At 52.3% G+C, this 24745-nt stretch carries 19 protein-coding genes and 1 pseudogene; 12 read left to right on the top strand and 8 right to left on the bottom strand.

Annotated elements, in window-relative coordinates:
• Positions 1-302: 302 nt before the first annotated feature.
• Positions 303-1469: an ATP-binding protein gene (locus CKL79_RS03985; protein WP_121968294.1), complete on the top strand. Its 1167-nt coding sequence runs from the start codon at positions 303-305 to the stop codon at positions 1467-1469.
• 52 nt (positions 1470-1521) lie between these two features.
• Here CKL79_RS03985 and CKL79_RS03980 read toward each other — a convergent pair whose 3' ends face one another.
• From CKL79_RS03980 to CKL79_RS03960, 5 genes and pseudogenes are all read right to left on the bottom strand, one after another.
• The gene (locus CKL79_RS03980; RefSeq protein ID WP_121968293.1) at positions 1522-2247 is read right to left on the bottom strand and encodes a Crp/Fnr family transcriptional regulator; all 726 of its coding nucleotides are present in this window, start codon (positions 2245-2247) and stop codon (positions 1522-1524) included.
• A gap of 550 nt (positions 2248-2797) precedes the next feature.
• A pseudogene (locus CKL79_RS23740) lies at positions 2798-2902 on the bottom strand (cysteine hydrolase); the annotation flags it as partial.
• A 76-nt stretch (positions 2903-2978) separates the two neighbouring features.
• Positions 2979-4109, bottom strand: coding sequence for a LuxR C-terminal-related transcriptional regulator (locus CKL79_RS03970; protein WP_240518647.1), 1131 nt, complete (start codon positions 4107-4109; stop codon positions 2979-2981).
• Between the two features lie 233 nt (positions 4110-4342).
• On the bottom strand, positions 4343-4822 hold the full coding sequence (locus tag CKL79_RS03965; RefSeq protein ID WP_121968292.1) for a DUF4383 domain-containing protein: 480 nt from the start codon (positions 4820-4822) through the stop codon (positions 4343-4345).
• A gap of 173 nt (positions 4823-4995) precedes the next feature.
• Positions 4996-5790 carry a hypothetical protein gene (locus CKL79_RS03960; RefSeq protein WP_121968291.1) on the bottom strand — a complete coding sequence of 265 codons (795 nt, stop codon included), beginning with the start codon at positions 5788-5790 and terminating at the stop codon, positions 4996-4998.
• A gap of 266 nt (positions 5791-6056) precedes the next feature.
• On the opposite strand from CKL79_RS03960, the gene CKL79_RS03955 reads away from it, so the two are divergent.
• The gene (locus CKL79_RS03955; protein ID WP_121968290.1) at positions 6057-7007 is read left to right on the top strand and encodes a phosphoribulokinase; all 951 of its coding nucleotides are present in this window, start codon (positions 6057-6059) and stop codon (positions 7005-7007) included.
• A 205-nt stretch (positions 7008-7212) separates the two neighbouring features.
• Here CKL79_RS03955 and CKL79_RS03950 read toward each other — a convergent pair whose 3' ends face one another.
• Both CKL79_RS03950 and CKL79_RS03945 read right to left on the bottom strand, forming a co-directional pair.
• The gene (locus CKL79_RS03950; protein WP_121968289.1) at positions 7213-8745 is read right to left on the bottom strand and encodes an NAD(P)/FAD-dependent oxidoreductase; all 1533 of its coding nucleotides are present in this window, start codon (positions 8743-8745) and stop codon (positions 7213-7215) included.
• A gap of 82 nt (positions 8746-8827) precedes the next feature.
• Positions 8828-9289, bottom strand: coding sequence for a hypothetical protein (locus tag CKL79_RS03945; protein WP_121968288.1), 462 nt, complete (start codon positions 9287-9289; stop codon positions 8828-8830).
• A 357-nt stretch (positions 9290-9646) separates the two neighbouring features.
• Between CKL79_RS03945 and CKL79_RS03940 the strand changes: the two genes are divergently transcribed.
• The 5 genes from CKL79_RS03940 to CKL79_RS03920 all read left to right on the top strand — a co-directional run bounded on the left by CKL79_RS03940 (position 9647) and on the right by CKL79_RS03920 (position 15657).
• Positions 9647-10411: an HAD family phosphatase gene (locus CKL79_RS03940; RefSeq protein ID WP_121968287.1), complete on the top strand. Its 765-nt coding sequence runs from the start codon at positions 9647-9649 to the stop codon at positions 10409-10411.
• A 303-nt stretch (positions 10412-10714) separates the two neighbouring features.
• Entirely contained in the window at positions 10715-11698 is a 984-nt protein-coding gene (locus CKL79_RS03935) for a hypothetical protein (protein ID WP_121968286.1), read from the top strand.
• 148 nt (positions 11699-11846) lie between these two features.
• Positions 11847-13250: a leucine-rich repeat-containing protein kinase family protein gene (locus CKL79_RS03930; protein WP_121968285.1), complete on the top strand. Its 1404-nt coding sequence runs from the start codon at positions 11847-11849 to the stop codon at positions 13248-13250.
• A 165-nt stretch (positions 13251-13415) separates the two neighbouring features.
• The gene (locus tag CKL79_RS03925; protein WP_205878986.1) at positions 13416-14312 is read left to right on the top strand and encodes an ATP-binding protein; all 897 of its coding nucleotides are present in this window, start codon (positions 13416-13418) and stop codon (positions 14310-14312) included.
• An 88-nt stretch (positions 14313-14400) separates the two neighbouring features.
• Entirely contained in the window at positions 14401-15657 is a 1257-nt protein-coding gene (locus CKL79_RS03920; protein WP_121968283.1) for a tetratricopeptide repeat protein, read from the top strand.
• A gap of 92 nt (positions 15658-15749) precedes the next feature.
• Here CKL79_RS03920 and CKL79_RS03915 read toward each other — a convergent pair whose 3' ends face one another.
• On the bottom strand, positions 15750-17618 hold the full coding sequence (locus CKL79_RS03915) for an alpha/beta hydrolase (RefSeq protein WP_121968282.1): 1869 nt from the start codon (positions 17616-17618) through the stop codon (positions 15750-15752).
• A 130-nt stretch (positions 17619-17748) separates the two neighbouring features.
• Here CKL79_RS03915 and CKL79_RS24140 point away from each other — a divergent pair, with 130 nt between their 5' ends.
• From CKL79_RS24140 to CKL79_RS03900, 5 genes are all read left to right on the top strand, one after another.
• Complete coding sequence (locus CKL79_RS24140) at positions 17749-17883, top strand: hypothetical protein (protein WP_276298935.1); 135 nt, start codon at positions 17749-17751, stop codon at positions 17881-17883.
• A gap of 227 nt (positions 17884-18110) precedes the next feature.
• A complete protein-coding gene (locus CKL79_RS03910) occupies positions 18111-19004 on the top strand; it encodes a hypothetical protein (protein ID WP_141242144.1) in 894 nt (297 codons plus the stop codon).
• Between the two features lie 487 nt (positions 19005-19491).
• Complete coding sequence (locus CKL79_RS23070; protein WP_170943964.1) at positions 19492-19662, top strand: hypothetical protein; 171 nt, start codon at positions 19492-19494, stop codon at positions 19660-19662.
• Positions 19663-19893: 231 nt separating this feature from the next.
• Positions 19894-21489 carry an efflux RND transporter periplasmic adaptor subunit gene (locus CKL79_RS03905; protein WP_170943963.1) on the top strand — a complete coding sequence of 532 codons (1596 nt, stop codon included), beginning with the start codon at positions 19894-19896 and terminating at the stop codon, positions 21487-21489.
• 83 nt (positions 21490-21572) lie between these two features.
• The gene (locus CKL79_RS03900; protein ID WP_121968279.1) at positions 21573-24707 is read left to right on the top strand and encodes an efflux RND transporter permease subunit; all 3135 of its coding nucleotides are present in this window, start codon (positions 21573-21575) and stop codon (positions 24705-24707) included.
• Positions 24708-24745 lie beyond the last annotated feature (38 nt).

Here is a 24745-nt window from a genome sequence, read left to right as displayed (position 1 = left end):
GCGGTATGTACGCCAGCAGACTGACGTTTTATAGAAATTGCGTCACTGTAAGGGGGTGAGAGCAGCCGCTACGCAAGCGCAAATCTATCTAATCTATCTATCTATACATAATATCCATAACGGTTGCTCAGTGAGAGATGACGGGCAGCGACCACGAAGAGAATTTACGGACTATAGCGGTTTCCGGATGCATTCGGTAACCGCGAGTCACTTTGCCAGTTGGAATATGAGGCTTTCAGCCGGTGTGATGGGCCTCAGCAAAGTGACTAACACCATATTGAAAAACTAAACGGAATAGAAACATGCTAGATAGAGAACTTTTACAGGCGACGAGCACCCTCGAAAACAACCCTCTTGAGCGGGATGTTCAGGGCACAAATAGAGCGTTTCATGCGCTACTCGACCGCTCCGCTCAGATGATGTGGCTGCTGAACCCGGATGGCGTGCTTTTGGATGCTAACCAGACGGCGCTAGATTTTGGCGATGTCAGCTATGGGCAGATAGTCGGTCGTCCGCTAGCGGCTGTGATGGGTTGGACATTTCCAGATCAAGAGCAGGGGCGGCTGCGGGCTGCCATCCTATCGGCGGCAGACGGTGAAACGGTTCGTTTCGAGGCTGATATTCAGGGGGCGACGAATGCGGCTATCTTTGACCTGACCGTGCGACCGATTGAGCAGGCTAGGCAGCCGCCGATGCTGGTGGTGGAAGGGGTGAATGTGAGCGATCGCAAACGCCTGGAGTCCCATCTACATCGCTACCAGCGGCTAGAGAGTCTGGGCGAACTCACTATTGGCATCGTCCACGACCTGACCAACATACTCACTCCGGTTTCGGGCGTGTCACAGTTGCTCCAGAGGGAGTTTCCAGAGGCTGGCGGCAAGCAGCGTCAGCTATTCGAAATTCTCACCGTCAATACGAACCGTGCCGTCAAGCTCGTTAAGCAAATACTCCACTTCGTGAAGGAAGATACCGAAAACCACCATATCTTAGACATCGACCCGCTCTTACTGTCAGTCAAACAGCTAGTTCAGCTGGCGCTACCCTCCTCAGTGTCCGTGCAGACTTATGTACCGGCAGGTATTGGGCAGATAGTGGGCAACGAAAACCAGCTGCACCAGGTATTGATGAACCTTTGCCTGAATGCTCGCGACGCGATGCCAACTGGCGGAAATCTGGAGCTATCGGTGGAAAACGTCGAGATTGACGGTATTGATCGATCCCTCGAACTAGAGGACTCACCCACAGACTATGTCATGATCCGCGTGTCCGATACTGGCTCTGGCATCCCGCCTAAAGTTCTTGATCGGATCTTTGAGCCCTTTTTTACGACTAAAGCTGCCGGTCGGGGTACCGGATTAGGGTTGCCGACCGCGATGGACATTGTTAAAAGCCACGGCGGGTTTATTGATGTCATCAGCACAGAGAAGATGGGAACACAGTTTTTGGTGTTTTTACCGGCTGTTATGTGATTATGCGCTTGAAAAGCTCGACTCTTTGAAGGTGGCGGTAAAACGTTGAGGGCTAGCTGTGGTGCGATCGCGAACCGAGCAGCCGATGATACTCACTTTGCACCACCCGATAGCATTCGCAGGCAGTGTCTTCTAATCGAGGTCTATCTAAAATAGACAATCGCCCTCGGGTATAGCGAATCATCCCAGCTTGCTGCAATATGCCAGCGCTGACCGTTACGCTAGAGCGACGAATGCCCAGCATCTTTGCCACAAATTCATGAGTTAGCGTCAGCTCATCTTGCTGGACGCTATCTTGCACTGAAAGCAGCCAGCGGGCGAGGCGTTCTTCAGTCGTATGCTGGCGGTTACACATGGCGTTTTGTGCCACCTGGGTAAATATCGCCTGCATGTAGCGAAAGACCAGCTTATTTAGCTCATCGCCCCGGTTAAATTCTTCGAGCAGCGGCTCGGCTTCAAGAATCATGACATCGCCCGGAAACTGCACAATGGCACTATTCGGCGTAGAACTGCCGCCCCAGATAATTGGCAGGCCGGTCATGCCTTCATTGCCAACTAGCGCAATTTCGGTCAGGGTGCCATCTTCTAATAGAGAAATCCAGGAGAGCAGCGCAGTCACTGGAAAATAGGCTTTGGCAATGGGTTCTAGAGGCTCGTAGAGCACCTTGCCTAGCCGCATATGCTGCAACTTCAGATCAGGCCTGAGGCGCTGATAAGCCTCTTCTGATAGATCTGCTAGAAGCTGGTTTTGAAATAGTCCACTAGGCTGTTCTGACATTGGTTATGTTATTTCCTTCTTTAAAGCCGATCTGCCTGAGAAAGGCACTGAGACTATTTTATAAATTCTCAGGGTCGTCGTTTTTATGGATGGTTCTCAATGCTGATCTGGCAGTTGAGGATACCGTTCATCAGTTGCTAGATCAGCGTGCTTTTCGATTATATAAGGCGTTAAGCATCATATAAAGAGGGGTGACCTTAGTCAGTACGCTGACGCACACAAGCGCAGACAGGTGCCAAAAGCAGTCAATGCATCGGGGCTATGATTATTAAGCCGAGGAGATAAGACTTAGGCCAGGATGCTTAGCGCTAGTGGTGAGAGGCTTAGATAAGGGCGCAGAGGTAATTCTGGCAACTGAAGTGACATTGACTGCCTTGAGCGGACGTTTGGGTTAGAGCAGTCTCCAAACCCATCTCTTTTCCCAGAATGGGCTGAGGCTGATGGAAGCCTCCCGATGCTAAAAAATGGCGTCAAGGGCGAAGAAAAGATTGAAGACGTAGCATTTCATAGGGGCAGGACTGAAGGGCCTCGATCAGGTCGGTGGCGGTGGCGATCGCGATCGCTTAGTTTTCGGTAGATCAGGGCGATCGCGCCGATGCCCCTCCCGAGTATGTATGATGTGATAGCCCTATTCGCGCATCACCTCCAACAGCTTTCCTCCATATAAATCACGATATGCTTTGAGTTGCTTCTCAAGCAGCAGCGCCGACGGCACCGTAAAGCTGTCGCTGCTATCTCAGCCAGCCTTTTTGAGTGGCTTCAAAAACAGCCTGAATACGGGTTCTCACGCCTAGCTTCTTCAGCATATTTTTAACGTGAAACTTAACTGTTCTTTCACTAATGTAGAGCCGCTCTGCAATGTCTCGGTCTCTTTGCCCTTGGGCGAGTAACTTGATCACCTCTTGTTCTCTTTCGGATAGAGGAGAATTACGAGTAGGTGGTCCATTAGCAGAGGCTAGCAGGTCAGTTTGATACGGTAGCCGTAGACGGAGCTGGATTACCTTTTGATTAGAACCGAGCTGAGCTTTGTAGGTTCCGCCTAAACAGTCGGCTGTCGCGGCGATGCCGTGAAGCATCGGGTTTTGCGAATCGCCAGCCAGGGTCTGATTAGGTGACGCTAGCATGGCTTCTAGCGTCACAGCGTCTGCTTCATAGACTAGGCGGCAGTAGTGACACGATAGCCCTACCAGCTGCTGAGCGGTCTGCACTAATAGATGTGTGACGCTGGCAGAAAGCATTTGCTCTGTTCCTAGCAGGCTGAGCTTTTGTCTGCCCAGAATGTTGGCAAGCTGCTCAGAGAGACTATCGGCTGCTAAAGATTTGTCCATCAAGCCTTGATGGTTCAGGGCGCTGGCCAGTGCGCCTGTCACTGACATGCTAAGTATCTGTAAGACTTCTAAAAACTCGGGAGCCATCTGGGCGTGGCTAAATACGGCCAGTACACCGATAGCCTGATCTTTGACCATCAGGGGCAGGCCAGCGAATCCCTGAATTTTGTTGTCAATTGCCCACTCCCTATCTTTTACCCACTCTTCGTCTGCCAGGCGATTACTCAAAAATGGAATGCAGTGCTGAGCAATTTTACCTACTTTAAAGGCCCCCATCGGCACGAGTGCAAAGGAGCCATCTAGCCGGGTATAGAGACCGGAGGAAGCGACGAGACATAGGGCAGTGCGATCGCGGTTCACCAGCCAGATACGCGCAAAGGCACAGCTAAAGCGATCTACCAGGCCATCGGTAACGCAGGTAGCGATCGCATCGGTCTCTAACCAACCGGTAAACTGCCGCACCAGATCAGCGCACAGCTTCAGGTCAAACAAAAGCCGCGAAACGTCTAAGTCAGTAGCGGTGAGTTTGGGCACTGATGCAGGGGCGTTAAGGGGATAGTCACTATTTAACCTCAGCCCCGTTGCTGGGAATGTAGCTGTAGTTACCCCATGCTAGCGCGGCGGATTTACGACTTCGACGGCTGCGAGCGGAGCTGATGATAAGCAAGGATCAAGTCAGGCATGGCGAAACTCTGAGCTTTCGTCAAAGAGAATATTTGGCAGAGATGCCACTACCCTATGATGGCCTCTTTAAAAAGGCTGGTGTTCTACTGATAGAACGACTCCTTGAGCTGACGACCCCCTGATTGGCTAGGATTGTTGCGCAGACGACCCCGATCACGAGCGAAGCCAAAGTATGCAGCCAAAACAGCTGTCACCAGGTGCAGCCAGACATCGTTGCCAAAGATCGGCATCAGCCCAAAGGTGGTATTGGCGACGGGAAACAAGCCTAAAAAAGTGAGTAGGCCAAACCAAACAGCCAACGAGTCTGAGAAGATACGAGCAGCAGGCTCAGTGCTCAAGAAGCCAGCAAATCCAATGGTTCCGATGATCAGGTGGAAAATATTGTTGACCGTAGTCACTGGAAACAGACCAAACAGGTAGCCAAACCCTGCAGCAGTACCGGTCCCCACTTGAGTCATGAAGTCGGGGGCTGGGGCGGGCTCGACAAAGCCAGGAAAAAAGCCTAAGAGCCCAAACAGGGTATAGACAAAGCCAATAATGAGTGAAAAATAACGGACGGCCATGAGGGTACCTCCAATATGCAACATTTCTAGTTAAGTCGTTTTGTTGCTTTTAGCCCTTGGTCAAATGAGGGAGTTTTCTCTGTCAAAAGAAATAAAGTTATGTATCGGGGTCGGGCACTGGAGCGATCGCCTCTACTCGCCTCCTCTACTCGTCTTCATTACCCAGACGGGTCTCAACCCAGACGGGTCTCAATCTCTAGATGGGCTATATCTGCCGCCAAATCGCTAACTGGCGCGCCACTGGCCAAGCGATAGGTGCGCATAAATACGTCTGGCTGAATGCTTCGCCGCTGGCCTTGCTGCTCTAAAATGACGCCACCCTGGGCAAAGATTTGGGCGCTGGTCGTAACGCCTGCAAAAGCAAAGGCCGTTGGCACGTAAGCTGCCTGATAGGTATCGCTACTCATCCGCTGTCTAAGGCCGTAATTTAGATCGTCGCGGGTTTCTGTGCTGGCGGCTGGCTGGTCGGACGGAATTACCAATTTATGCGTCACATAGTCGTGAGTAGAGTTGTAGATGTCGCCCAAGTTAAGAATCGTACGGCTGTAAGTCAAAATCTCTTTGAGCTGGTTGAGTGTGAGCTGCGAGAGAGAATCAGCTAGCGATCGCACCTTTTCATCGAGCTGAGCAGCCTGCGCTGGGGTAACTTCATTAATGATAATTACCCCGGTGCCATCATCGGGAACGGCCTGCCACGCTTGATCTTGATCGTTAAAAAATATCAGACCGCGCTGGCCTGCCGGGTTACCCTGGTCATCAACAATGGGCTTGCCTGCCTGCGAATGTCCGCTCGGATAGACGAGCTGATCGGCCTGCTGACCTAGCGGCGGCACCGGAATGACAAACTTATAGGCGATTGAGACAACGGCAGTGCTGTTTTCTTCGTCTAAGGAAAAATCTTCTGCGGATAGAACAGGTAGCGGGTTGCCTTGAGAGTCTTGGGTTTGCCAGTCTTTTGGAATTACCATTACCGCAATCTTAATAACAAATTAGCGACCAAAACCAGTAACCAAAACCGCAGTCATTCTGCATTGTATCTTTACAGGTGTCTCTTCTGAAGGCGCGAATGCTTGTGCGCCGGTCATCTTTCTTGAGTACCTTCTGCCAGACACCGCTTTGACCAGCAGAGAAATTGCATAGAGCGGGTAGAAACTTGAGTCAATGACCGTTGATCTCTAGAATTGGAAGGTGTAAAAGCTGCAAAAGCTTTCGAGAGAAGTACTTAGGAGACACTATGGCTGAGCGTCCGATTATCCTTGGCATTGTAGGCGATAGCGCCGCTGGAAAAACCACATTGACCCGTGGAATCGCTCAGGTGCTGGGGGAGGACGAGGTGGTTTCTATCTGTACCGATGACTATCACCGCTACGACCGCCAGCAACGCGCCGAAATGGGCATCTCCGCGCTCGATCCCAAATGTAACTATTTAGATATTATTGAGCAGCATTTGCAAACGCTGAGAAACGGTAAGGCGATTCTCAAGCCGATTTACAACCATACTACGGGCAAATTTGACGCGCCTGAATACATTGAACCTAAGCGATTCGTCATCGTTGAAGGGCTGCTGGGCTACTCAACTAAGCTCGCTCGCAACGCCTACGATGTGAAAGTATATCTGGCCCCGCCCGAAGAGTTACGCGCTAAGTGGAAAATTAAGCGCGACACCCGCAAGCGCGGTTACACCGATGAGCAGGTGCTAGAGGCACTGCGCAAGCGCGAGCCCGATTCGGAAGCGTTTATTCGACCGCAGCGACAGTGGGCTGATGTAGTCGTTTCCTTCACTCCCCCTAGCGACGAAAATGAGCAGGGCAATGACCTGCTGCTGAACGTGCAGCTGGTGCTGCGGCCAACGCTGCCTCACCCAGACTTTACCCATATTCTGCACGACAAGGGCAACGATCTGGGCAATGCCATTCGCCTGACGCTAGACCGCGATATGGGCAAGCCGGTTGACGTACTCTGTGTAGATGGCCGTGCTAATGAAGCGCAAGTGCAGCAGCTAGAGCGGGTGCTGTGCAATGAGGTGCCTTACCTGGGTAAGTTTTGCAGCTTGGAGGGCAATCAAGACGTGGGTAAGCTAGTCGGGACAACGGGTGAAACGCTGCAAAGCTATCCGCTGGCGCTAACTCAGCTATTGATTACCTATCAGATGCTGAAAGCGGTGGAGCGATCGCAGCGCCGATAATCCTTAGCGCTTGACCTCAGAGGCTGTATGAGAGGCATCAAACTTACTGCATTGGCCCCCTCAGTCCCCCAATCCTGGGGGAAGCTAGAGCGCAGCTAAGCTGTCTGAAACTGAGACATTTAGCCCGCGAACTCAGACCCCCCAGCATTGGGGGGTCGGGGGGCCACGCAGTGACTATTAGCACTCTTTAAAATCCGCTCAGGCCCTAACTTGTCTTTTGCTCCAGCAAGTTCAGCAGTCCGGCTGACTCTTTGAGCGTGACCAGACTGTTGGCACAGAGAATGCCTGAGGCGGCGACGGCGGGTACGCCAATGCCGGGTAGGGTGCTATCACCGACCCGGTACAGTCCTTTAATCGGTGTTTTGCAGCTAGGAAATCGGCCTTTGTCGGCGGCTATGGCTGGCCCATAGGTGCCCTGATATCGCCGCAAAAAACGGCTGTGAGTCAGCGGTGTGCCAATCATCTCCAAGACAATTCGCTCTCTTACGTCTGGAATGATTTTCTCTACGGCTTTAAAGAGAGTTTCTGCCTTCTCTTTTTTCTTAGCTTCGTAATGCTCGTCTTTTTGCCAGCCTGCAAATGGCTCTAGCGTGTAGGCATGAATGGTGTGATGGCTCGGCGGCGCTTGCTGCGGATCTAGCACCGTAGGAATGGACACCATGCAGGTGTTGCCGGGCGTGGTGATATCGGTGTCACTCTCGTGAACGACCACATGATGAATCGCCAGATCTTCAAGCCCGTCAGCCCGAATGCCTAAGTGCAGATGCATAAAGCTGTCGATGGCGGGTGTCTCCAGCGCCTGAGCGCGGTAGTCTGCCGGTAGCGCAGCCGGGTCGAGTAGCTGGCTGTAAGTATCCCAAAGGGTGGCATTAGAAATGACGATGGGGGCGGTGAGGCGATCGCCATTTTTCAGCACTACCCCTTTGGCCTGGCCTTTTTCGGTCACGATTTGCTCGACATGAGCGCCTAGCCGCAGCTCACCGCCCCAGCGCTTAAGCCCGCGTACCAATGCTTCTACGAGAGCGCCGCTGCCGCCAACGGGGTAGTCAATGACCGAGTGCGCTCGCTCGCCAAACATAAACGCCATTTCGGGCGCAACGGTCTGATCGCATTTCATCCCCGAGAGCAAAAAGCACTCCAGGTCGAGCAAGCGCTGTAGCCAGGGATCGTAGCCAGCGGGGTTGCAGGCAGCCATGACTTCGCCCATAGAGCGGCCTAAGTCGGGCAGGGTAGGGAGGAGATGCGCGATCGCTCTCGGGTAGCGCCGCAGCAGCAAAGGCAAGAGCTGCCAGTCAGATCTGAGGGCCAGCGTTGGAATTGCTTTGAGAGGGGCATAGATCTTTAGCAGCCGCGCTTCTAATTTAGCTAGCCTATCGGCGGCTCCTGGGCTAAACTGCTCGACGGCCTGCCGGTACTTTTCACCGTCACCGTAGACCGGCAGCGTTCCTTCGGGAAAGTGATAGTAGCCAAACGGATCGTAGGGCACCGCTTCAATCGATTCACCCAGTACGGCCAGCACCTGACTCAGCGGATTTGCCCCGGCTGCGTCAGCCAGACCACAGTAAAAAGAGGGGCCAGAGTCAAAGGTAAAGCCGCCTCGCTGAAAGGCATGTGCCGCCCCACCCGGCAGCGTATGGCTCTCACAGACAACCACCCGGCGACCGTAGCGGGCCAGCAGTGCCCCAGACACGAGCCCGCCCAAGCCACTGCCGATGATGATTGCGTCTACAGCTTGCATAGGATTTTTAGCGAGGAGTTGAATAGGGCTGATGGGGATAGCGGCTCAGGTGGGAAGGTTTTCTCCCCAAACCCCATTCCCGCTAAGCGCACTTCACCGGCATCAATGTCCTCTCAATAGTAGACAGATATTGCCTGACGATGGCCTCTTCCGCTGGTGAAATGTCGGTGAGCGCCTGTAGCCGCCAGCTGTTGGCTGAGTGCAGTTCGTTGAGTTCCTGCTCAAGCTTTTCGCGCTGCTGCTGCTTTTCCTGCTCGGAGAGGTCGGTGGCGGTCTCTATGGCTGCTATCTGCTGATTGAGCTGATGGGTTTCGCGGGCGGCAAACGCATGGACGGCTTCGGTTTGGGTCTGGACGCCGCCTGACTTGACGACTGAGTAGATTTCCATCAGCCGGTAGTAAGCCTGCAGGTAGGTTTCGTCGTTTTTAGGTAAGGTGGCGTGCAGGTTGCTGTGAGAACTCGCTAGTCGCTTGCGCTGCTGCCACCACTCAAGCAGCAGTGGAATGGAGACACCTTTGATGGTAGAAGAAGTTTTAGGGGCCATTGATAATCTTCTCAACTGAAATGTATAGGACAGGTTGAGACGGTGATCAGAAACTAAAATCTGTTTGGGAGAACTGCCGCGCGTGAGATAGTTCAGCTGATCGACTTATGTTCTTAGATTAGAGTTCTTATATTAGAACATTGTCGTTTTTTTACATACAGCGGCTGGCGATCGCCCCGGGCACGGCCTAAAACATGGCTTAAAAGCTTGTCAAACCGTTCAAGCGGCGATCATCCTGTTACATTTAAAGTAGAAGGCAAGCAGCAGGCAAGCGGCAGATAAGAACATATCAGTTCTGGTAAAACAAAAAGAGATTGATAACAAAACGTATTAAAGGCTACTTTTAACGATTCATCTATGGCACTCAAGGCGGCTTTTTTTAGCTTTAACGGCATCATCATCAATGATGAGGATATTCGGCAGCAGCTGAGCGATCAGCTTTTGCTGGCGGAAAACCTGCGGCCTGATGCCGACGACTACAGTCAGGTTTGCTTGGGGCGGAGCGATCGCGCCTGTCTGCAGGGGCTACTTCAGCAGCGCGGTCGCACGGTTAGCAGTGAGGCCCTGACCAAACTGCTCGACCAAAAAAATGCCGACTATCAGTCCTGGCTAGAGCGCTTAGACAAGCTGCCGCTTTATCCGGGGCTAGAAGATCTGATTTTTCGCTGCCGGGCTGCTCAGATCAAGATGGTGATCGTCACGGGCAGCGAACGGCCAGTGGTGACGAGCGTACTCAATCGCGCTGAACTCAGTCAGCATTTTTCCGCTGTCGTTGCTGGAGACGATATCTCAGCAGACGGCAGTAAACCGTCACCGGATGGCTATCTCAAAGCTATTGAGCGGCTCAACCAGGCAGATGCCACGCTCCAGCTTCAGCCGGGTGACTGTGTCGCCATTGAGGACTCTTTTGCTGGCATTGAAGCTGCTAAGAATGCGCAGATTCCGGTTGTGGGGGTGGCTCACACTTACCCCAATCACATGCTGCAGCGACGCGCTACCTGGGTAGTTGACTACCTGCGGGAAATTAAGTTTGACTGGATTGGCGAAAAATTTGGCGGCGAGCGCCCCACGCCTAATCCCTCATCTGGCAGCACCACTGCAGCAGAGTCGTCGCTCCCGTAGTCCGCTATACCAGCGGGCCGTCTGCTAGTCCGGAACAATACTTACCTTCTCTTTATCTAACTGGTCCGGGAATCCACAGTAATACTTACATTTCCTTTATCTAGATCGTTCTTAGAAGAAGGATAATGGCCATGATTCTTCTGTCCCGGCTGACGCTATCTACCGGTTGTATCCTAATGTCAACAGCTATCAGGCTAAAAACTAAGGAGGTTGGAGCAGAGGAATGTTTAGTCCGCAGGCTTGCATGGGTGCAAATTTTAAAGATGATTCTTATCAATAGTTTGACTCAGGAGTTGCGGAAAGATGAGCTCAGAAAATTACCAGGCACAAACGTCAGCCGTCTTAGCCGATCTTAAGACAGAGCTTTTCTCTCAGATGAGCGACGTAGATGCGGTCTCTGACATTCTTGAAAAAATTCGGGAGTGGACAGGTGGAGAGTTTTTTATGACTAATCTTCTCTGCCACTACATCGTTAAGTACTCACCTCAAATCGTCGAAGGCAAAGAGGCTGCCATTGTAGATAGAATCGTCCACCAAAAGATAGTCGATGATTGGGAAAACAATGCCGCTGCGGCTCATCTTAAAGAAATTCGCGATGCCCTTTTAAACTATGAGCGAAAAGACGCGCTGCTGCTGCTATACATGCAGATCTTACAGCCAGGCGCGATCTCGGTAGACAATAGTCGTGGGCAAAAGACGCTGCTGCAGTCTGGCCTGGTGGTCGCCAAAAATGGCAAGCTAAAGGTTGCCAATGCCATTTATGCAGATGTGTTTGACTTTGCCTGGCTTGAGCAACAGTTGCCCGGTATCACTCGCCCGGTTTCTATCGTCTCGCCGACGCTAGCTGCAGAACAGTCTGTGCCATCGGCGAGTCTTTATCCTAAGGTGGCGGCGGCGGTGTTGGGGTTAGCGGTTTTAGCTGCCGCTGTTTTTGCTTATGTTCGAGAGCCTGAGAGTTCGGCGATCGCTACGCCCAACCTCCCTCCTGATTCTCCAGTCGCCAGCCAGCCAGCTGCTGCCCCTTCACCTGACGGCATCTACGTCCAATATAAGGTGCTATTTGATAAAGGTATGGAGCATGGTCAGAATGGGAGATGGCTGCCTATGCTAAGAGACTTTTGCAGTATTTCAAAAAGCTCTACTTATTTTGCACCGGCAGAAAGGCAGCTAGCCCAATGGGTGAGTCTGTATCCAGAAGACATTGAGCTGGCGCTCGATACGGCTATGCTGGAGAAGGATGACGCTTGCCCGGTCACAGAGACTATTTTAGGGACGGCTGTTAACTGAATGACTGGGAGGGCGAGCTGAGTGGATTGTCCTGACAGAATGTAAGATGTCGGGGTAGTGGGCAGTAGGCAGTATTCAGTATGTCTTCAATATTTAGAAGCGGTTGTGGCTACTGTCTTGCTCAAGTTGTTTGCTACTTACCGGTGATATGGAAACGCTCGCTTTGCTGAAGTCAGGTCAGCTGATGGGTCACAAAGAGCTAAAGCTGTCCTGTGGGCTAACTGAGTTCCCGCTAGAAATTTTAGACCTGGCTGATTCGTTAGAAGTTTTGGTGCTATCAAATAATCGTCTCAGCCGCCTGCCTGAGTCGTTTGGACAGCTTAAGAAGCTCAAAATTGTATTTTTCAATAACAATCAGTTTGAAGCGTTTCCGGCGGTGCTGGCTGACTGCCCGGCGCTTTCGATGGTTAGCTTCAAGGACAATCGAATTGCTGCTATTGACGAACGGGCGCTAGCGCCGACAATTCGCTGGCTCATTCTTACAGGCAATCGGCTCGAAGTGCTGCCTGCGGCTATTGGCAAGCTCAGTCGATTGCAAAAGCTGATGCTCGCTGGCAATCGGCTGCGGTCTCTCCCTGATGAGCTGGCAAATTGCCAGAATCTAGAACTGATCCGGCTGTCGGCTAATCGTCTGACGGCGCTGCCCGATTGGTTGTTTTCGCTGCCGCGCCTGTCGTGGCTGGCCTATGCGGGTAATCCGTGCGGCGATCGCCCGGCCATACCGTTAGCAGAAAAAGCGCTGCCGACCATTGACCCGGCTGAGCTACAGCTAGGCGATATCTTAGGGCAGGGCGCATCGGGAGTGATTTATAAAGGGCTGTGGAGCATTCCTTCGGCTGTAGCATCCGATCTATCGGCAACGGGTCAGCCTCAGGTAGTTGCTGTAAAGCTGTTTAAGGGCGAAATGACGAGCGATGGTCTGCCGCTAGATGAAATGCGGGCCTGTCTGGCGGCGGGTTCTCATCCTAACTTGGTGACTGCGATTGGTAAACTGAGCGATCGCCCTGATGGCAGCATTGATGGCAGCGCTGAAGGGGCAAAAGGTAAAGCCGGGCTGGTCTTTTCGTTTATCTCTTCGGCGTATACCAATCTGGGTGGCCCGCCTGATTTGGATACCTGCACCCGAGATACCTATGCAGCGGGCACGGCGTTTACGCTGCCGGTGATATTAAAGATTGCCAGCGGGATTGCGGCGGCTGTTGCGCATCTTCACTGCCGGGGCATTACGCATGGCGATCTCTATGCGCACAATATTTTGGTCAACGAAGCGGGGGAGAGTTTTTTAGGTGACTTTGGCGCAGCCTCTTTTTACGATCCGGGCGATCGCTCTACGGGGAAGGTATTAGAACGGCTGGAGGTAAGGGCGTTTGGCTGCTTGCTGGAGGATTTGTTGATGCGCTGTGCGATCGCGCCTGAGCAGAGTCAGGAGCAGAGTCAGGCTGAGGTCACTACCCTGAATACGCTGCGCCGTTTGCAGCAAGACTGCTTGCAACTAGAGCCGACGAAGCGACCTCTATTCCCGACTATTTGCGCCGTTCTATCAGCGCTGTAGACCTGTCGTATGAGCGTTTGTCTGGAAGTCAGGTGGTCAGTGCGGCATGTACTCATATCCTCACCGCTAGGCAGCTAACCGGGGCGAAGCGATCAGCCCGGATATAAAAAACTGCGTAAAAGGGGCTTTGAATGCTGGCGTTAGGCGTTACGCTAGGCAGGAGTTTTGAGGCTTTGGGCTGACCTGATGACACCTGATGAGCTGCTGACCGAAATTTACAATGTGTTTCAGCCGTTTGAGCCGCCGCCGGAGGGGACGTATGTGAACTGCGAGGAGGTGCGCGGTCGGTGGGATGTGGTGCGCGAGCTGGGTAAGCAAATTGTTCGCTCTAAGCAGCCGACCTGTCAGCTTTATAGCGGGCATCGGGGGGTGGGGAAAACGACGGAGCTGCTGCGGCTACGGGATTATTTGCAGGGCCGGAGCTATCATGTGGTGTATTTTGCGGTGGAGGATGATGTAGAGACGCAGGATGCGGAGTATGCCGATATTTTGTTTGCCTGTACGAAAAATCTGGTGCAGAGCATTGAGCTGAGAGATCATAACCCGCTGGTGGAGTGGATGCGGGAGCGGTGGCAGTCGCTGAAGGAGCTGGCGCTGACTGAACTGGAGTTTGACAGTTTGAGTCTGGAGCAGCAGGTGAGTCAGTTTGCCAAAATTACGGCGAGTGTGCAGGCAGTGCCGGATATTCGGCGGGAGCTGAGGAAAAAGCTGAGTGACAGTACACCTTCGTTGTTGGCGGCGCTAAATGGCTTTATTGCGGAGGCCCAAAGGCAAATATCGCCCGACTGTAAAGGCATTGTGGTGATTGCCGATAATTTGGATCGGATCGCTGAGAACAATACCGACGGCAGAAGCAATTTTGATGAAATTTATATCAATCGCAGTGAGCCGATGCGGGGGCTGGCGTGCCATGTAATTTACACAGTGCCGATTCAGATGATCTATTCGCCTCGGGTGACGCGGCTAGAGGACTACTACAGCAAGCCGGATGTGCTGCCGATGGTGATGGTAAAGTCGCTGGCAGGTAAGGTGAATCAGGCGGGGGTAGAGAAGCTGGGCTGATGGCTGGCGTAGAGGATGCAAACGTAAAGCAGGCACCGTTAGCCCAGCGCCGCTAACTATAGAGCAGGCTGCGCAGGTTTCGCCCGCGTTGCAAAAGGGCGCTAGAGAGAAAATAGATGATCCAGCAGCGCTGTATCGGTCGCTAGTAAGGGCGCTGCGGCGACGAAGCGGGTTTGGAATTTTGTTTTTGCAGTGTACGCCAGCGAAAGGGCAAGAGATTTTTGCGCAGCTAAAGCAAGACCTGCCGCAGAAGCGGTTGGGTAGGCTAATGCTGGATGAGCCGATTGACAACCTGCGCAGCTTGATTGAAGCAAGAGAAGACCTGGCTGCGCTGAATGTGTTGTTTATTGAAGGAATAGACAAGTCTTTAGCGCCTTACCTTAAGACAGAAGCGGGGCGGAATGACTATTACAAGCTAGAGGTGCTGCCGCCCATCTTGAATCATCTCAATCGGCAGCGGGAGGACTTTCACCGTCAGTTTAGTCATTTGTGTCTGGTGTTTGTTGTCAGGCCGTTTGCGCTGAAGTATTTTATGCACCGGGCAGTTGATTTTTTTGACTGGCGCTCAGGCATTTGGACGTTTGCCGCTGATAACGAACAACTCACGCAAGAAACGGCTCAGGTACTGGGCACGAGATATTCGGAGTATGTAGCGCTTTCGGAGACAGCGAGAATTGAAAAGATTGCAAAGCTGCAAGATTTGATTGATGAGAAAAATCAGTCTGATGAACGGCGGTCTCAGCTGCTGGTAGAACAAAGCTGGGTGTTTGGTGCAGGTCAAGACTTTGCGGCGGCGCTACGTTGCTGTGAGGGCGCAACTGCTCTTCAATCAACAAACGATAACGCTTGGTATGCCAGAGGCTATGCGCTGCGTAAATTGGGCCGGAGTGAGGAAGCGATTGCCGCCTATGATGCCGCCCTTGCTATTCAACCTGACTATCACGATGCCCTCTATAACAAAGGCTATGCGCTAGACGAATTGGGCCGATATGAGGAAGCGATCGCCGCCTATGATGCCGCCCTCGCTATTCAACCTGGCAAACACGCAGCCCTCGATAACAAAGGCATTGCGCTAGGCGAATTGGGCCGATATGAGGAAGCGATCGCCGCCTATGATGCCGCCCTCGCTATTCAACCTGATAACGCTTCAACTTGGTACAACAAAGCCTGTAGCTATGCACTCTCAAAACGACTAGAAGATGCTTTAACTTGCCTGCAAAAAGCCATTGAGCTAGACGGCACTGACAAGTATTCTGAAATGGCAAAAACCGACACTGACTTTGATGATATCCGCGACAGTCCTCAATTTCTGGCCCTTATATCCGAAGGTCAGGTATGCGCATGAAGTATGGCTTTCTGTGAGCCTTAGGCCATTGCTCTGTCGTAATATCGCCGCCGCTAGCCATATCAGCGTCGGGCAGATGTCACGAGAGTGCTTTAGTAGCCATCGCGATCGCCCTCTATGGTCAGCCCCAAAACATCCCGGTTGTATCGCTCTGCTGCCAGTAGCACCTGAATGCCATGCTGCTGACACAGCTCAGAGAGCTTATTCAGGTATATCACGCGCTGCTCTGGAGGGATTTCGCAACCTGAAGCTGCTTCGCCGACCATCGGGCTTGCCGCTTCAGAAGTGTCGTAAGTGCTGAGCGATTCTAGGCAGGCGGTAAAGCCTGAGCTAGCCAAACCATAGATCAAATGCTTTGTAAGGCGAGCATCGGGCCGGGCCAGGCGTTCATTTTTGCCGACAGCACTGGGCAAATCACCGGGGAAAAAATATCCGCCGTGGGTGTCAATTTTGCCTCTGAAATAGTCGATAGTGAGTAGAAAGCAATCGACAAAAGTGAGCGATCGCTTACCCAGCGCATGACTTAGCAGGCCGATTTTTTTGGGCGACCCTGTCTGCTGATCGATGACGATCTCCTGATAGTCGGTGCAGTCGAAAACGGTGAATAGTTCTGCAATCGGCTTGCGCTCTGGTTCTATCAGGTCCGCCTGGCGCTCTCGCAAAGAGGTTTGATCGAGAATGTAGAGATACTGTAGAAACGATGGCATCTGCGCTGGGCGATCTGTCTGAGACCGTGGGGGCTGTAGCGACTCCAGGTTGAGAATGCCGTACTGGGGCCGTCGGTTGGCTTTGGCAAATTCATGGGGCGATCGCAGCACTACGTTGCCCAAGCGATATCCTCCTTCTCGGGTGCGAGCTGGAAAACTAGAATAGTTAGCGATCGTCGAGGCCAGCTTCAGCGCCATATCGCCTTCGTTGCTAAATAGATAGGTTTCTTCAAACCGCCGCAGCGACGAGCTGAGAAAATTAGCGCGGCCCGAGATAATTGTCTCTGCAGGAATATCGGGCGAGACTAAAACCAGTCGCCCTAGTGAGAAAACATTCCCAATATCAGGGGCGGGGGTTTTTGCCTTGCTAGCATTGATGCTGGTGTGACCAATCGACCGGGTATCAAACACATCTGAGAGAATTCTCACGGTGTTTGTCACCACAAATCCGCCCATACTATGGCCGATAAACGATAGCTTGATGCGGCGGCGATGAGTCCAGTCATCGCCGGGAGTCTCTTCTAATACGGCTTTATCCAGCTGCCTGATCAGCTCAACTAAGTCTGGAACGCCAAAATGATTAGCCCTGTAAGCATCTCGAAAGTATCCAACAATTCTGAGGGCAAAGAATGTGAAAACAATTGAAATCGCAACGGTCGCCAGCACTAAAAGACTCACGCCCACAATGCTAAACAGCAGTGTCCCTGGTAAATCAGTGACTAATGAAAGAATGAGCAGGACGATGAAAATAGCGATCGCTATCCTCGAAATCACCTTCAACGTAAGGGGAAGCGATTTGCGAGCATACTGAAGCTTATGCCCTAAGGTATCGTTATCGACGCCCTTAACCTCTTCAGACGGCCATCGATAGCCGATCAGCATCAGCCCCGGTGGGCAGTTAGTACGGGTTTTCGCAATGTGATTTCTGATATTTTGATACCAGCCTTTAACCCCGCTACCGTGCTTATAGCCATCTTGAGCCGTCGCAAACTCACCTAGCCCTGTGTTATAGCCGTGAATAGCGATCAGGATTTCAGGCTGCGCTTGCTTGCTCAAAAACTTAGCAATTTCAGTAATGGCAATTTCGGGATCGGGCACTTTTTGAACGCCATCTTCCACATTGTTAGGGGCCGTACTGCCAACGAGATAGGCGGGGAAGCTTGGCAAAGCTGCCTCAGCGCTGTGCGAAGGCGATTCTACGGTTGCTGGAATTGCCTCAATAGAGAGTAAGTAGCGCCCTGTAGGTTGATTCATAGCTTTTTATCTGTAGGATTCGAACATACACTGCAACGGATCTGGAACATATAGAGCTATCTGTCTGTAGATGATTATTCTGCTTGCCTTGTTCTGCTTGCTTTATGATTATTAAAGCGATGGTCATGAGATGCAACCTATTAAGCGTTTGCCTAATGGCCTGCTGATCAAAATCAAAAATGTCGAGCGTGCCTTTTACGCAGGCGTGTGTTTTGGTGTGGGTGTCTCGCAGGGCGTAGTCGCGATCGCCGTAAAGCTTCTCTAAGTTGAGCTGCACCTGCTCAGCGACAAGCTCAGTATATTTTTGCTCTTCGATCAGAAAGTTTGGAGAAATATGCGGTTTTATTAGTTTTTAACAGGGTTTAGGACGTAATGGCATCAAGTCTGAAAGCGTTGTGACGCTTCCGGAATAGTCTTTTGTTTATTTGTAGTCTCTGTAACTGCTAGGCATTCCTGATGAATCACCGCTTTTTGTTACGGTTCTTTACTAACTTGGCTATCGTCCTACTGAGTTTTTCCTGCTCTGGCATTGTGCTATGGGTGATAGATGAAGTCTTGCTGTGGGATATTTTACCCGATGCCTGGAGCCTGCTTGTGCGGGCATTACTGATCGCAGGCGGCATTGTTACCTTCGTACTGGTCGTGATGAATGTGCTGCTATCTTTAGCTTTGACGGCTGAGGCGAACGCTAGCCGGGCCGGGTTGCCAGACTACGCGGTATCGCGGCGGGCTAAAAGGCGGATGCGGCAAAGCTTGGTGGCGGGGTTGGTGGCGATCGCCCTGATCATTGGCGGCTTGCAAATCACTAACCACTTTCGCGCTCAAGCTGCTGCCGAAGCAGCCCGCTCCGAATTTTCCCAGGCCCAAACCGATCTCAATACTTCTATGCAAGCGGTTTTAAACCTATTCACTCCCCCGCTGTTAGAAGCGATTGATACGAATACGCTCGCCGAGAAAGGTCAGCTAGGAAATCTCTCAAAACTTCTCAGCGCCATCAAAGCTTCTTTTCCGCATTCACCCAATGCCACGCTGCTCGTGCCAGCCGCTCAACCACCTTTCAAATATGCGCGAATCAACAGCAGCAGCATCCGCTCTAGTAATGATGGCAAGCTGCAGCTCTCGCCAGAACTCTACACCACTTTTCCCAGCGAACAAGAAACCCAAACGATTGAACAGCTTTTTGCGGGTGAACTACCGGCTCTCACAGATCCGTTAGCCGGTCAGATGATTAACAATACGCTGCCTAGCACTTGGGGCGTGCTCAAGCGCGATGGTCAGGTGATTGCTGTTGTGTATTTGCAAAGTGAACTTTTATATGACCTGGTTCCCTACGGCGCATCTCCCGCATTTCACCACGAGGGGCCAGATAGTTTGCTGAGTAATTAGCGATTACGCTGCTGCTGCCGGCGATCAAAAATCTTGGTAAGTGATGCTTGATGTGGAGAGTGGCGATCGCTGAGAGTTTGGGTGGTTTTGTCGTTCATCGGCCTATGTTGGCAACAGTGAACCAAAGCCTATCAACCCACCATGAAATCTATTGTGCAAGAGGTCTAATGCTTGTAAAACCTGTTTGACTGCCGAGAGATTGTTTAGAGGGCGATCAAATAATTCTCTATTTCTGCAGCAATTCCAAATTCCAACTTGCAGACATGCATACCACCTCAGTGAGGAACGAATTTACTGGGTCTCAGCTGTTCAGATCTGCTAAACGCATTTGACTGTGACCTGAGGCGAACGAGAAATCAAGGGTTTTAGATGTCCGTAGTCTGGAATTCGGAATTGCTGGCTCTGATTTCACTTTGGTTTCATATTCACTTTGTATCGTAGAAGACAGTTGCATGAAAGCAACCCACACTTGCTAAGGATTTTGATTATGAAACGTTTTTGGATTGCCAACCTGTTTTTGCTGATGTCTGCGGCAGCGATCGCGCCAGTCGCTATGGCACAGGGTTCAAGCCATAGCTCAGCGACCGACCGGAATGGTGATGGTGTCGTCAGCATACAAGAGGTACGCCTTCACTATTTGGACTACAGCACAAATTAAACGCTTGAGCGATTAGGTTCGCTTCTGGTTTATCCGCTAGATTTCAATGAACCCACTACGAAGTGCTTTTGGATTCTTCAGTCAATCCAGAAGCACTTCGTAGTTTGCACACAAAGAAAATACAGTTGTGATCGCTACAGCCAGTTCGATTTCATCCTGATTTCACATTTGCATGAAAACATGAGCGGATGGATAAAAGTTTGCGTTTTACTCAGCAGGATAGGATTGCTTATGTCCACCCACCCTAATCGTCGATGTGGCTCTTTTTATAGACTTTCTGGAACGCTCTTGAGTGTGCTGCTGCTGACTACGCCTGCTGCTGTGCTGGCTCATGTGGGTCATGGCGATGAATTTCAAGGGGGCGCAGAGGCCACCTCAGCAGACAGTATTCAAGTGGATGCCGAAACTGCAGAGCGAATTGGGCTGAAGGTAGAGCCAGTCACCCTTAGGCATTTGGCCTTTGGCACTCAAGTGACCGGGCAGATTGAGACTGCGCCTAGCCGCAGAGTAGAGGTGACTAATCCTGCGGGTGGCACAGTCGTGCAGCTATTTGCGCAGCCGGGAGACAGCGTACAGCAGGGAGAGGCGCTAGCTGTTATCACCAGCGGCGAACTAGCAGAGCTACGGGTGAGTGCATTGGATCGCCGTGCCGAGGCGACGGGCACTGTGCAAGTAGCGCAGACGAATTTACAGCTTGCCCAGCAGACCTATACCCGACAGCAGCAGATTGCTCAAACTTCAATAGCGCAAGCACAAACAGAACTGAGAGTAGCGCAAGAACAGTACGACCGCGATCGCGAACTGACCGCAAAAGGGGCACTCGCCAGACGAGACCTTTTGGAGTCAGAAGCGCATTTAGCAGAGGCGAGAAAAGCTTTGACAGAGGCGCAGAGCCGATTAGATGTGCTAGATGCAGATGCTGAGAGAGATCGCGCCCAAACTGCTCTGCAGGTCGCTCAATCTCGCGCTGAGCTGAGCACAGCAACCTACGACACCCGCCTTCAGCAGCTTGGGGCAAACGCTAACGAAGACGGCACTATCACCATTACCGCGCCGATTTCGGGACGCATCGCCGATAGAGAAGTGTCATTGGGGCAGTCGTCTGAGGATGCTGGTGCGGCGCTGATGACAATTATTGACGATCGCACGGTGCTAGCGACGGCCAACGTCTACGAGAAAGATTTGCAGCAGATTGCCATCGGTCAGCCCGTAAGGGTGAAGGTAGCGGGCTTTCCAGATCGGACTTTTTCAGGAGAAGTCACGTTAGTAGGGGCTGTCGTAGAAGGTGACACTCGGGTGATTCCCGTAAAGGCTGAAATTGAGAATTCTGACGGGGCGCTAAAGCCAGGGATGTTTGCCGAAATTGAAGTCGTGAACCAGAGTAGCTCAGCCCCTGTCTTGGCGGTGCCGCAATCGGCCCTGACCGAAATTAAAGGTCAGCAGGTAGTGTATGTGCAAAATGGCGGTAGTTATCAGCCCGTAGAGGTGACTCTGGGAAAGACGGCAGGAGACTGGGTGGAAGTGAAGAGCGGTGTCTTTGAAGGCGATCGCATTGTCACCCAGCGAGTAGCTCAGCTCTACGCTCAGTCGCTGCGCGGCGGGGGCGAAGCCGAAGCAGCAGTGGATGAAGTAGATATTGCTGATAGTTCCGGTTTGCCGTGGTGGGTAATGCTGCCTGTGGGTGGGGCGATCGCAGCCGGTGCTTTTTGGATAGGCCGCCGGTCGCAAAAAACATCTGCTCCTTTACTCACCGCCGGGTCAGATATTAGATCTCCTCAAACGGTCATTAACGAGCAACCACAACCACAACCGTTCGATCAGATCTGAGCGACCTAAATCCAGGCCGATTCTAGAACCTATTCCATTCCCTTTACAGCCGCCTATCGCTGTCAGCAGGCGATCGCTAAACTATGCTCAACTCAATTTTGAAATGGTCGATTGTCCAGCGCTGGCTAGTGGTGATAGGAGCGGTGGTGGTGACGGTTCTGGGCATTTACAACCTCACCCAAATGCCGCTAGATGTGTTTCCTGATTTTGCCCCGCCGCAGGTTGAGATTCAGACCGAGGCTCCCGGCTTAGCGCCCGAAGAAGTCGAATCGTTAATTACCCTGCCGATTGAGAGTGCGGTAAATGGCACCCCCGGCGTGGAAACGGTGCGGTCGTCTTCGGCGGTGAGTATATCGGTGGTGAAGGTTATTTTTGGCTGGGGCACTGATGTGTATCAGGCCAGACAGCTCGTAGCAGAGCGGCTACAGCAAGTGCAAGACAAGCTGCCAGAGGGCATCGGCACCCCTCAAATCGCGCCGATTTCGTCCCCGATTGGCACGATTTTAATGTACGCCCTCACGCCACAAACGACCTCTTTGATGGAGGTACGGCGATTGGTTGATCGCGATGTCACCAATCGACTGCTGGCGGTGCCTGGGGTGTCTCAGGTGATTGCCTACGGGGGAGATGTGCGGCAGTATCAGGTATTGGTTGATCCGGCTAAGCTGGTGGCCTTTGACGTTTCGCTGCAAGCCGTGACCGAAGCGGCGGCGGCGGCTAATGTCAATGCGGCAGGCGGCTTCCTCACCACGCCCGATCAGGAAATGATTATTCGCGGCGTGGGACGGCTCACGTCAATTGATGAGTTAGGGGCTTCTGTACTGCCCGGTCGCGATGGCCCGCCCGTGTTGCTGCGCGATGTGGCTCAGGTGTCTGTGGGGGCAGCGCTGAAGCGGGGCGATGGCAGTTTTAATGGCGATCGCGCCGTAATCATCGTGGTGAATAAGCAGCCGCTGAACGACACACCCACCGTTACGCGGGCTGTCGAGCAGGCAATGGCCGAGGTCAAAGGGGTTTTGCCTGAAGACGTGACGGTGACAGAAACGTTTCGACAAGAGAACTTCATTGAAGCTTCGATTGAAAATGTGCTGGGTTCCCTGCGAGATGGCATCATCATTGTCTCGATCATTTTGCTGTTGTTTTTGATGAACTGGCGCACCGCCGTCATTACCCTCAGCGCGATTCCCCTGTCACTTTTGGTTGGCATGATAATTTTGAACGCCTTTGGTCAGGGCATTAACACCATGACCCTGGGCGGTCTAGCGGTGGCGATTGGATCGGTTGTGGATGACTCAATTGTCGATATGGAAAATGCCTATCGGGGACTGCGGAAAAATCAGCTAGCGGGCACGCCGGAGCATCCGTTTCAGGTGGTGTACCGAACCTCGGTAGAGGTGCGAGTCAGCGTCCTTTTTTCGACGGTGATTATTGCAGTGGTGTTTGCGCCCATTTTTAGCCTGGTTGGCGTGGAAGGCCGAATTTTTGCCCCGATGGGCATCGCTTATTTGGTGTCTATTTTTGCCTCTACCGCCGTGGCGATGACCCTGTCGCCCGCCCTGTGTGCCATTCTGCTAGCCAATCGCCCGCTGCCTAGCGATGAGACCTGGGTAAGCGCTTCTGTGCAACGGCTGTACCGCCCTTTGCTCGGGGTTGTGATGCGGCGAGCCAAAGTTGTACTGATGATTGCCGGTGCTTCATTAGTGGCCGCTCTAATCATGTTTTCTAGCCTGGGGCGTGTGTTTTTGCCCGAGTTTCAAGAGCCTTCGCTGGTGAATGCCATGCTGCTTTATCCAGGGGTTTCCCTAGAAGCGACTAACCAGTCTGGGCTGGCTATGCAGTCGGCTTTAAAGGACGATCCGCGATTTGAGACAGTGCAGCTACGCGCTGGACGTGCGCCCGGAGATGCCGATGCAGGCGGCGTGAATTTGGGCCACTTAGACGTAGAACTGAGTCCAATAGGGTTGGCGGATCGGGAAGCGTCGATTGAGAAAATTCGCGAGGAATTTGCGCGAATTCCAGGGATTGCACCTAGTATTGGTGGGTTTATTTCGCACCGGATGGATGAGGTGCTCTCTGGGGTGAGGAGTGCGATCGCCATCAAAATCTTCGGCCCTGATTTAGACGAACTCCGCTCCATTGGCAGTGAAGTAGAGAGTGCTATTCGAGAGATTGATGGCCTCGTCGATCTTCAGCTAGAGCCCCAAGTTCCCATTCGCCAGGTACAAATTCAGTTTGATCGTGCGGCTGCCGCCCGCTACGGCCTCACCGTCGGCCAAATCTCTGAGATTGTTGAAACCGCGCTCAATGGTCGTGTAGTCTCGCAGGTGCTAGAGCAGCAGCAGCTATTTGATCTGCTAGTTTGGCTAGAAGACGGGGCAAGGAACAACTTAGAGACGATTCAAAACCTGCTGATTGATACGCCAACCGGCCAAAGGATTCCCCTAGCCCAGGTAGCCCAAGTTGACTATGGAACAGGCCCAAACACGATTAATCGTGAGAATGTTTCGCGCTTGATTGTGGTGTCTGCGAACGTGGCGGGGCGAGATTTGGGATCGGTTGTAGACGACATTCAAGCTAAAGTAAAAGATACGATTCCGCTACCCTCTGGATACTTTATTCAATACGGGGGACAGTTTGAATCAGAGCAGCGGGCCAGTCACAATCTCCTTGTCTTTGGTGGATTAGCCCTTGTTCTAATTTCAGTGCTGATGTACTTCGCCGTCAAATCAGTGGTTGGTATGCTGATGATTATGATTAACCTGCCGCTTGCCCTGGTCGGCGGCATCTTTTCGATTGCACTCGGCGGCGGCATTGTGTCGGTGGCATCACTGGTCGGCTTCATCACCCTGTTTGGGGTGGCCACTCGCAACGGCCTGCTGTTGGTAGACAACTACAATACCAAGCTGGCCAAGGGAATGCCGCTTCAGGAGGTGATTGTCGAAGGCTCAATGGAGCGACTTGTGGCCATCTTGATGACGGCGCTGACTTCGGCTCTAGGCATGGTTCCGCTGGTGATTGGCAGCGGGGCTGGAAAAGAAATCTTGCAACCGCTAGCAGTTGTGGTGCTAGGCGGCTTGGTGACATCCACAGCGCTTACCCTGCTGGTGTTACCTGCACTTTATGCGCTGTTTGGCCGATATCTGGTTGCCAAACCAACCCCCTCTGTTCAAGCCGATGTCCCATGGGACGCTTTGCCTGAGGAGGCTTCAGCGATTTGAGGTTGCGCTTGATGTTCCTAAAGAGAATAAAAATGAGG

The organism is Leptolyngbya sp. BC1307 (assembly GCF_002286735.1).
In the GTDB taxonomy this organism is placed as follows: Bacteria; Cyanobacteriota; Cyanobacteriia; order Phormidesmidales; family Phormidesmidaceae; genus Phormidesmis.
The sequence above is the reverse complement of the archived record's forward strand: the minus strand, read 5'-3'. Positions and strand labels throughout refer to the sequence as shown.